This window comes from Sulfurimonas sp., from assembly GCF_034005705.1.
In the GTDB taxonomy this organism is placed as follows: Bacteria; Campylobacterota; Campylobacteria; order Campylobacterales; family Sulfurimonadaceae; genus Sulfurimonas.
This window is the reverse complement of sequence record NZ_JAVEUF010000031.1, coordinates 1-7,971: the sequence shown is the minus strand read 5'-3', so window position 1 is coordinate 7,971 and position 7,971 is coordinate 1. Positions and strand designations below refer to the sequence as shown.

10 protein-coding genes are annotated in these 7,971 nt (G+C 40.4%); all 10 read right to left on the bottom strand.

Translation table 11 applies throughout. From position 1 onward, the window contains the following. Window positions 1-141: 141 nt before the first annotated feature. Window positions 142-1,182, bottom strand: coding sequence for a tRNA 2-thiouridine(34) synthase MnmA (mnmA, locus tag RBR61_RS09970; protein ID WP_320344021.1), 1,041 nt, complete (start codon window positions 1,180-1,182; stop codon window positions 142-144). Further along, a complete protein-coding gene (locus RBR61_RS09965) occupies window positions 1,179-1,940 on the bottom strand; it encodes a TIGR00730 family Rossman fold protein (protein ID WP_320344020.1) in 762 nt (253 codons plus the stop codon). The genes mnmA and RBR61_RS09965 overlap by 4 nt, the downstream gene beginning before the upstream one ends. 19 nt (window positions 1,941-1,959) lie before the next feature. After that, entirely contained in the window at window positions 1,960-2,820 is an 861-nt protein-coding gene (fliY, locus tag RBR61_RS09960; RefSeq protein WP_320344018.1) for a flagellar motor switch protein FliY, read from the bottom strand. Beyond that, window positions 2,813-3,946: a flagellar motor switch protein FliM gene (fliM, locus tag RBR61_RS09955; RefSeq protein ID WP_320344016.1), complete on the bottom strand. Its 1,134-nt coding sequence runs from the start codon at window positions 3,944-3,946 to the stop codon at window positions 2,813-2,815. Before fliM ends, fliY begins: the two co-directional genes overlap by 8 nt. Window position 3,947: 1 nt before the next feature. Next, the gene (locus RBR61_RS09950) at window positions 3,948-4,631 is read right to left on the bottom strand and encodes an RNA polymerase sigma factor FliA (RefSeq protein WP_320344015.1); all 684 of its coding nucleotides are present in this window, start codon (window positions 4,629-4,631) and stop codon (window positions 3,948-3,950) included. Further along, window positions 4,628-4,912, bottom strand: a complete 285-nt coding sequence (locus RBR61_RS09945; protein ID WP_320344014.1) for a hypothetical protein — start codon at window positions 4,910-4,912, stop codon at window positions 4,628-4,630. Before RBR61_RS09945 ends, RBR61_RS09950 begins: the two co-directional genes overlap by 4 nt. A 70-nt stretch (window positions 4,913-4,982) precedes the next feature. Further along, window positions 4,983-5,858 (bottom strand): P-loop NTPase, encoded by an 876-nt coding sequence (locus tag RBR61_RS09940; protein ID WP_320344013.1) that lies wholly within the window; start codon window positions 5,856-5,858, stop codon window positions 4,983-4,985. Continuing rightward, on the bottom strand, window positions 5,855-7,129 hold the full coding sequence (flhF, locus tag RBR61_RS09935; protein ID WP_320344011.1) for a flagellar biosynthesis protein FlhF: 1,275 nt from the start codon (window positions 7,127-7,129) through the stop codon (window positions 5,855-5,857). Before flhF ends, RBR61_RS09940 begins: the two co-directional genes overlap by 4 nt. Beyond that, complete coding sequence (folK, locus tag RBR61_RS09930; RefSeq protein WP_320344009.1) at window positions 7,126-7,614, bottom strand: 2-amino-4-hydroxy-6-hydroxymethyldihydropteridine diphosphokinase; 489 nt, start codon at window positions 7,612-7,614, stop codon at window positions 7,126-7,128. The genes flhF and folK overlap by 4 nt, the downstream gene beginning before the upstream one ends. A 4-nt stretch (window positions 7,615-7,618) precedes the next feature. Next, the coding region (locus tag RBR61_RS09925) for a type II 3-dehydroquinate dehydratase (RefSeq protein ID WP_320344007.1) at window positions 7,619-7,971 on the bottom strand (353 nt) is incomplete at its 5' end.

Genomic DNA, 7,971 nt, shown 5'->3' with positions numbered 1-7,971 from the left:
CTGTTTTCCAGTTCGCTATTGCTCACCTAGAAACTTCGCTTCGCTTGTTTTGTGGAGGGGAATTATAGAGAAGTTACGCTTATTTATTTCTTAATTTTTAAGAGAGTTTGCAAAGAAATTTTATTAAAGGCAGAATTGTATTTAATTCTCCTCTATCCAGCCCCCGCCTATCAATTTTTTATCATCATAAAAAACGGCTGCTTGTCCTGTTGCCACTCCAAAGACACTCTCTTTTAGCGTGACATAAGCTCTGTTTTCTTCTACTTTAACGTGGCAAGGAACGGCTTTTGTTCTATATCTTAGTTTTACGGTAGTATCAAACTCTTTTTCATCTGTATATAGATTTAAATTGTTCAGCACTACGCTACTGCAGGCAAGATCTTCTTTTTTACCTACGATTATCTGGTTTTTTTCGGCATCGATACCCAGTACATAGTGAGGATCGTGAGCTCCTCTAACCGTAAATCCTTTTCTCTTGCCGATTGTGTAGTGCATATAACCTTTATGCTCGCCGACCACATTTCCATCTTTATCGAGAACCTCACCCGCTTTGTCTACCTCTACATAATCTTTTAGCAGATCCGTATATGTAGTATCGACAAAACATATCTCTGAAGATTCGCTTTGGGATGCAAACGATTCAAGCCCTTCTATTGATGCGGCAAGTTTTTTAATGTCGCTCTTTTTTCTCTCTCCAAGCGGAAAGAGCAGCCTTGGTAAAATTGTTCTCTCTACATAAAAGAGAAAATAGCTTTGATCCTTTGTATCGTCATCCGCTTCGTAAAAATATTTTCCGTCCGTTTTTATATAGTGCCCCGTGGCTATATAATCAGCCCCGATCCTGTCCGCAAACTTTACCATCTCTCCAAATTTCAAACTTCTGTTGCAGAGTGCGCACGGATTTGGTGTTTTTCCCTCTGCATAGGTGTCTATAAAGGGTTGGAAAACCTCTCTGTTAAAAGTCTCCTGCAAATCAAGAACATGCAGTTTCATCCCTGCAAAGTCGGCGGCTTTTTGCGCTCTTGCCTGATTGATCTCGTGATAGCCGGGTTTAGAGTGGAGTTTCATATAAAGTCCCTCGACATCATACCCCTGCTCTTTTAAAAGCAAAGCGGTTATAGTAGAATCAACGCCGCCGCTCATTCCGACAAGAACTTTTTTAAGAGAGTTTTTATTTTTCATGCTTTGATATCTTTATCTGCAGAAAACTCTTTTAACATCTTAGAGTATTGTGTATCTTCAAGCCCTGAATCTCTAAGAAAATTGATCTGCTCGACTATCGAGGCTTGAAGCTCATCAACTACATGCTGCAGATCGTCCGTAAGTCTTATCTGTTTAAAGTCTCCCTCGCTTATCATTTTGTTTTTTAAAACTTTTTTTTCAATGAAGTTAAGCAGCGGTTTGTAATACTCAACTCCGATCACAAAGACCTTTACACCTGTTATCTTTTTTGTCTGTATAAGCGTCAATGCCTCAAAAAGCTCATCCAAAGTTCCATATCCGCCAGGGAAAATTACATAACCGATGGAGTATTTGACCAACATAACTTTTCTGGAGAAAAAGTAGTCAAAGTTCAGGTCTGTAGTAGTGTACTTATTTGGAATCTGCTCAAAAGGAAGATCAATATTAAGTCCTATAGATTCAACATCTTTGTGTCCAAACGCGCCCTTGTTAGCAGCTTCCATAACTCCGGGACCGCCGCCCGTCATCACATTAAAACCTCTGCCTGCCAACATGGAAGAGAGCTCCTCGGCTTTTTTATAGTACTTGTTGTCGCTATCGACCCTGGAGCCTCCAAACATTGTGACTGTCGGTCCAAGTTCGCCTAGTTCGTCAAACCCCTTTACGAAGTCTGCAACTATCTTAAAAACACTCCAGACATCAGCTGATTTAATCTCTTTAATATATTTTTTTGTTAAATCATCTTTTTTTTTACGCATATAAACTACTTTCTGTTTTCTATGATCTTAATTGGTTCAGTCTCTCTCTTTTTGTTCCTATCGTAGTGATCTGAACTCCAAAGTTTCCATCTACTATGACCACTTCACCCTCAGCTATCACATGGTCATCTACCAATATCTCAAGAGGGTCGTTAGCAAGCTGGTTAAGCTCTATTACAGATCCTATGTCCATGTTTAAAACATCTTTTAAGAGCATCTTCTTCTTGCCTATTCTAACTTTTACCGGAAGTTTTACATCCATAATAAGAGATATATTGTTCATCTCTTCACTATTTAAAGAAACTGAAGGCATTGAATTTTGAAAGCCGTTTGAGTCAGATTTCGCTTCGCTGCTTGAAGGTTTGCTTGTTTTAAATACCGCACTTTGCAAATTTTCATCCATTATAAACATAAAAAGAGATTTTACATCTTCTATATTGAAGTGGTATACGAACATCTTGCTGTAGTTCTCCAAAGAGACCTCTTTGTTCTCTCCGATATACTCAATTTTTTCAATATTAAACGATAGAACAGGCAGCTCTTTTTGAGCTGAGAGCGTATTTGATATTGCTCCAAATATGTTAGAGACTATCTCTTTTGCGGCGTCTAGGTCATCTTCGCCTACATCTTCCCTCTCGCTTGCCTCTTCACCCATCATCATATCTGATAGCGATGTGACAAGATTTGGCGTTAGCGCGACCATCGCAGACGCATCTACATCTCCGCTTACCGTTATGTTTAAAAGCACTATAGGAGGGATGATATTAGATATTATGCTTAACTCTTGCTCCTCTTTGAGCTCAAGAGACGGAGCCTGCCCTATCAGTGCCTCTATTGTTGCTACCGTTTCATCTTCAAACAGTTTCATAAAATCACTCATCATCTACCCCTTTTTTGCGTTTTTTCTCATACTCAAAATCTTCATCTTCATTATCTTCGCTGTTAAACATGATCTCCTTAACGCCTGAGATCTTCTCGCGTCTTATAGTTTCAAAGTTCTCTAAAGCACGCTTGACAGCATCTTTTTCGGTATCAATTATCTCCGTGATCTGAATTGATTTTCTAAACCTTCTTAGACCTATTTTGCCTCTAAATCTATCTTTGCCGTCAACGCAGAGCGTTACTATATCATCGGCTGCATTATTAAGCCTTACGATATCTCCGCTCTGCAGGTCCAAAACATCTCTAAGAGATAGCTCAGCATCACCAAGCATCGCCTCTATACCGACTTTCGCACCGCCTAAAAGCACATGAAGTTCAGTGTTTCTGCTCTTTTTTGTACTAGTTTCATTTAGCATCAGGTCCCTGCTTGCAAGTTTTGGCAAAACAGGCTCTAGAGCAATAACCGGATAACATATGTTCATCATACCAGAACTCTGACCTATTATAATCTCCATAACGACCATGACGACAATCTCATTTTGAGCAACGATCTGCACAACGTTGGGGCTTGATTCTTTGGACTCTATATTTGGAAAAATGTCCATAACAGGCCCCCAAGCCTCTTTTAGAGTTGCCATCATAACTCTTAAAATCGTCTCAAAAAGGCTTAGTTCTATATCTGAAAACTCTCTGCTTGCATCAAACGGTTCACCCTTTCCACCTAAAAGGCGGTCAAGCATCGGAAACGCAATAGATGGATTTATCTCTATAACTCCGCTGCCCTCTAATGGCTTCATTGAAAATACGTTAAAGCTGGTAGGGTTTGGAAGCGACATTAAAAATTCGCCATACGTCATCTGATCTACAGAGTGAAGCTGTATCTCGACGATCGAGCGCATAATAGATGATATCTGAGACGCCAGTGACCTGGCCATCTTGTCATGTATCCCGCGAAATGCGCGAAGCTGCTCTTTAGAGACCCTGTTTGGTCTCTTAAAATCATAAAGGGTAACCTGTCTTTGAGAGATTAAGGCCTCTTCGCCACCCTCAAGGACATCATCCCCCTCGTCATCGACAACATCGAGTAACGCATCTATCTCTTCTTGTGAAAGTATATCTGCCATCTTAAGCTCCTACACTCTCTTTGATTTTATGTATAACGGACTTATGTATCTGAGAGATCCTAGACTCTGTTATATCCAAAATCTCACTTATCTCTTTAAGCGTCAACTCTTCAAAATAGTAAAACTGTATTATCAGCTGCTCTCTTTGACTGTATTGGCCAAGAACAGTCTTAATATTGTTTATCAGCTCTTCTCTCTCTATATTTGCAATTGATGATCCCTCATCTCCGACTTGCAGCTGATCTTCAAGAGGCATAACGGTGTAGATAGATGAAGCTATTCGCGCTTCATGTATCTTATCTATGCTCTCATCCAAAATCTCTGCCAACTGCTCATCTGTAGGCTCGTCGTCATGCTCAGCCCTATACTCTTCTACCGCATAGTCTATAGCTTTTACAAGTTTTCTGCTTGCACGGCTTAGCACGTCAAGGCTTCTTAAGTAGTCCAGCATGGCACCGTAGACTCTCTTTTTGGCATATCCCCAAAAAGAGTCGTTCAAGCTCTCGTCATACCTGCGTGCCAGTTTTATAAGCTCCTCGGTGCCGATAGCCGAGAGATCCATATAATCAACAGAGCTAGGAAGTCTCTCTTTTAGCCTAAATGCCATTGCTTTTACCGCAGGCAGATACTGGATCGCCAGCTCATCTTCTTTGTGTTTCAAATCCTGTGTGTATGCCGAAATCATGATCTCTTCTCACTATCTTGGCTGTTTGCATTGACCGCTATATCGGTTATCTTTATAGCAGAGTCTATAATTTTTTCTCTCTTGTTAATCTCATTGGCAAAGATGTCAAGTCTCTTCTCGTGTGACTCTTTTGGAAAGAAGTACAACTTCCCGACCGATGTTCTGTAATATAGTGAGACTATTATATGTGAAAATAGATAAAAAAACGTAGTTATTAAAAATGTATATACCAACAGACCCTCTGCGTCAAATGATTTCAATACACCAAATACTATTCCCATAAAAAAGCCCTGAATAGTAAAAAAGTATATAAAATTCTCACCCAACATATAAAAAAGCCTTAAATTAAATTTAAAAGTGCTTGACTAATCGCTTGAAAAGCCCCGACAATCCGCTTTCGCTAGGCATAACAAGCACATCGCGTTCCAAATTTTTGTTTATCGCATTGGCAATAGACAGGATATCTTTATGCACGATCGAGCCCGGGTGCATCACGCTAAAAAGAGCTCTCTGTTTAACAGAAGATGAGACTTTAAGGTCACTGTTTATCTTGCCCAAAAGTTTTATGTTCAGTTTCTCCCCGATATTTGCCAAAGCTACTTTTTTTATCTTTTCATAAACGGCCACCGCCTCTTTTTCACTCTTTACCTGATTCATGATGAGATTTATATCATCTCTAAAAGTTGCTATAGTCTTAATAGTTGCGTATGCATCCGTTATTGCAGCAGGGTCCGGAACCGTAACTACTATAACATCATCCGCCGCGTCAAGGAACATCTTTATATGATCCCCGATCCCCGCACCGGTGTCTATTATCATTACATCTAGCTTGTCAAGAACCTCGGCTTCGCTCATAAATCTCTCAAAAAGAGCTTTGTCGGAGTACTTTAGTATCTCGTCTCCGCTCTCACCGGGGATCAGTATAAGATTTCTAGTAATTGGGATCAGGATGTCAGAGACACTTGCCTCTCCCTTTAAAACATGCAGAATATTCTTCTTGATCTTTACGTTGAACATTACATCAAGGTTTGCAAGACCGATATCTGCATCGAAGATACCGACATTTAGACCGTTTTGAGAGAGTACATAGGCTAAGTTTGAGCTTATAGTACTTTTTCCGACACCGCCTTTACCGCTGGTAACTGCGATAAAGCGTGTTTTTTTAGACTTTTTGGCAGCCGTTGAAGATACAAGCTCTTCGAGCTTTTGAGCCTGATGTCCCATCATGCTTTGCTCCTGTTAAAACCGTTTAACAAACATTCAACCAAAAAGTCGCTGCTTGCACAGACCAGATCTTCCGGAACTTCCTGTCCGACAGAAAAGTAGCTTATAGGTTTTTTTGTCTCATAAGCCAGGGAGAATATATTTCCAAAACCTCTGGTCTCATCCAGCTTTGTGAACATCAGGGTATCGATATTGAGGCTAGAGAAGTTCTCGTATGTGGCTTTTAGATCTTCGTACTTTATGGAACTTGGCATTACCAGAACTACATCTATATTGTACTTTACGTCATTGCCGTCAAGGCACTCATAAATTTTTTCTATTTTTGTTCTGTCATAAGGGCTTGAACCCATAGTATCGATAAGTATATAGTCACAATATCTAAGAGAATCAAGCGCGCTTGCAAAGTCTATCGGATCGACTACAGTCTCAATGCCAAGCTTCATCATTCTTGCATACTGCATCAGCTGCTCAACGGCGCCTATGCGGTATGTATCGAGCACCACCAAGCCAACTTTGTACTTTTTTTGCATAAGGTATGAGTATCTGGCTGCAAGTTTTGCCACCGATGTGGTCTTGCCCACACCAGTCGGACCAACTAGCATGATAACCTTTTTATTTCCTATGGATGGAGCGCTCTCAAGCCTGATAGGCACCATTTTTCTAAGAAGCGTCTGAAAATATCTTTTTATGGTTGCAGAGTTTTCTCTCATTCTAAAAGGCATATGCTCCAGAGTCATTCTCATAATGCCGTCCAGATGCTCTCTGTTCATGCCGCTTTGGGAAGCCAGACGATATATCTCTGCAAACTCTGAGGGAATGTGACTCTCAAGATTGGGCGCTTTCTCATCCCAGAACATATTTTGAATCACTTTTACTTTATCGCCTAGCTTTGCGATCTCAGATTTTATCTCTTTTAACTCTTTTGGCTCAAAAAGCATCTGAGGTTTACTCTCCTGATGCTCATACATCGGCTCTTTTACATCTGCTATCTTTGATATCTGCTTTGCCGCATAAGAGATGTCATATAGGACATCTGCACTTTTTTGGGTAAGCGGTCTCTCATCTTTTGGCGCAGACTTTGTCTTTTGGTATGTGCTATGCGACGTGGAATCACCCTCGATCCCCATCACTATCTCATAAATAGGCTCACGGCCGAGTGATTTTTTCTGTATCTCTTTTGTATCTATATGAAGCATTTGACTATAGTTGGCATCCATCTTCGCTTTTTTCAATGCTTCTGAGGGCGTTCTTCCGGTAAAAGTTAAAATCTTCATCTCTGTATATCCATTAATGGTATCAACACGCTCTCTCTCTCAAACCACTTTGCATGCGGAATTTGAAGCTTCTGTGTTTTAACTACTCTATTATCAAAAAAAATTATATCCAAATCCAAGGTCCTTGGAGCATTTGCAAAGCTTCTTTTGCGTGCAAACCTCTTCTCAAGCCTCATTAGATAGTCTAAAAAAAGCCTAGGCTGCATACTTGTTTTTAAAAGTGCTACGGAGTTAAAAAAATCATCCTGCTGGGCAAACCCAAAAGGAGGGTTCTTTAATATCAACGAGGTACGCAAAAGAGTCACCCTTTTATCTTTTTTTAAAGAGATATAAAGGTGCTCAAGCCTTCTTTTTACATCGCCTATGTTTCCGCCTACACCGACTGTAGCCAAATATCTGTGCGAACTTTTTTCACTGCCTGCATAACTGTGGCGCAAATTTTTGAAGGTCTCTAAATCCCCGCTCAATCTACGCTTTATATACATAAAATCAGTTTTCCTGTGCAGCCTGAGAGTGTTGTTTTTGCATCTCTTTTACCGCTTTTATCTCATTCATTATCTGTAGCATACCTACCATAGCAAGGTGGTAACCAAACGGTCCAAAACCTACAATTGAAGATGAGCATACCGCTGCTATCATGTTCTGCTTTCTAAACTCTTCACGGCGATGAACGTTACTTATGTGAACCTCGATAGTAGGAAGATTTACAGCCGAAATAGCGTCGCGGATCGCTATTGATGTGTGAGTGTATGCAGCAGGATTTATGATTATGCCGTCCGCATCTCCGTAACACTCTTGAATTTTATCTACGATCTCACCCTCCAGATTGCTTTGAAAAAACT

Bases quoted from the DNA above. Each gene is read 5' to 3' on its own strand.
- RBR61_RS09965 (WP_320344020.1), bottom strand. From the start codon at position 1,940: ATGCGTAAAAAAAAAGATGATTTAACAAAAAAATATATTAAAGAGATT.
- fliM (WP_320344016.1), bottom strand. From the start codon at position 3,946: ATGGCAGATATACTTTCACAAGAAGAGATAGATGCGTTACTCGATGTT.
- fliY (WP_320344018.1), bottom strand. From the start codon at position 2,820: ATGAGTGATTTTATGAAACTGTTTGAAGATGAAACGGTAGCAACAATA.
- flhF (WP_320344011.1), bottom strand. From the start codon at position 7,129: ATGAAGATTTTAACTTTTACCGGAAGAACGCCCTCAGAAGCATTGAAA.
- folK (WP_320344009.1), bottom strand. From the start codon at position 7,614: ATGTATATAAAGCGTAGATTGAGCGGGGATTTAGAGACCTTCAAAAAT.
- RBR61_RS09950 (WP_320344015.1), bottom strand. From the start codon at position 4,631: ATGATTTCGGCATACACACAGGATTTGAAACACAAAGAAGATGAGCTG.
- mnmA (WP_320344021.1), bottom strand. From the start codon at position 1,182: ATGAAAAATAAAAACTCTCTTAAAAAAGTTCTTGTCGGAATGAGCGGC.
- RBR61_RS09945 (WP_320344014.1), bottom strand. From the start codon at position 4,912: ATGGGAATAGTATTTGGTGTATTGAAATCATTTGACGCAGAGGGTCTG.
- RBR61_RS09940 (WP_320344013.1), bottom strand. From the start codon at position 5,858: ATGATGGGACATCAGGCTCAAAAGCTCGAAGAGCTTGTATCTTCAACG.